The 1,073-nt window shown below is 53.1% G+C and carries 2 protein-coding genes; both read left to right on the top strand.

The window, feature by feature from the left end; genetic code table 11:
- Nucleotides 1-233: hypothetical protein (locus AC1DWI_RS24160; RefSeq protein ID WP_477726041.1), on the top strand; the 233-nt coding region annotated here is incomplete at its 5' end.
- Between the two features lie 111 nt (nucleotides 234-344).
- Nucleotides 345-1,022, top strand: a complete 678-nt coding sequence (locus AC1DWI_RS24155; RefSeq protein WP_477668247.1) for a hypothetical protein — start codon at nucleotides 345-347, stop codon at nucleotides 1,020-1,022.
- The last annotated feature ends 51 nt before the right edge of the window (nucleotides 1,023-1,073 follow it).

Below are 1,073 nucleotides of genomic sequence, written 5' to 3'. Positions count from 1 at the left end.
TTTTGATGGGAGCCCGCGCGAGCGTTACGCTATGGCTTGCTACTCTCGCCGCGGGGAATGCAGCTCTTATTGCATTCTGTTTTTGGATGGCCAGTCTCTTGGCGAGAGGCTACAGGGACACCGAAATCGCATGGGTGCTGCTTTTTCCAGCTCAGGCACTGGTCATTACCCTCGCGGTGTTGGCCTATTGGATTGCGCACCGGAACAAAGAACGRCCTGGCCATGTTGCCTAACAGGCCGATCGAGACCGGCACACAACGCCGCGGCTCCGCGAGGCGCATGATTTTCGGCGCGACTTATAGCGCCAAGCTTCTGAGTGCGGCTCACTTTCAACGTTGAGTGTCTTGACCATGCGTCTTTTTTATATCTCAATTGTCATTGCACTATTTCAGGTCACATCCAGCCATGCCGCGTGCTCTGACAAAGAAAGTTGGATGGCGGCAAAATCATTGCGCCTAATCTCATCCAATGGACAAAACCCGAAAGAATCTTTTGAGGTAGAGGTACGCCACTTGGGTAACGCACAAATGTTTTCGCGCGTCATCCAGGGTGTTGCGGTCGCCGAGTCTTACCGGCTTTCTGGCGGGCGACACCTGTTTCACGGCCTTGATGAAAAAGCGTTCATTCACCCTGTTGGCTTTGACCCCAGGCAGTCATTTTTTCTGCCAACCATGATTCTGGAAAAATTTGGATTTGCCGGATTGTGTGAGGTTTCAGGCGAGCAACACTTTCATGGTTCCATCGACCTGGGCGATTACTCGCCTCCTGGTATGCGCAGGCTGAAGGTTGAGGGAACGGTGGCCCGTTCCTCTGCTTCAGTTGTGACATTTTCACTTCGCCTGCTTGGTGACGCTGCTACGACCATCGACGGGTCGTTCGATTTTGTTGCTCCACCATTTCCAGCGGAGGCCCCGGTTCTCAATTGGTATTACCTCCTTCCTGGCGATCGTATGCTTTCCGCTAAACGTACGAATACCACTATGCCCACGCTGAGTGCTTTCGTTCAAGGTACGGAACAATAACTGTGCGCACAAAAAGGTGCCTAATTCTGGCGGGCGTAGCCGTGACCGAGA

Source organism: Polaromonas sp. P3_C2, from assembly GCF_056402675.1.
The sequence above is the reverse complement of the archived record's forward strand: the minus strand, read 5'-3'. Positions and strand labels throughout refer to the sequence as shown.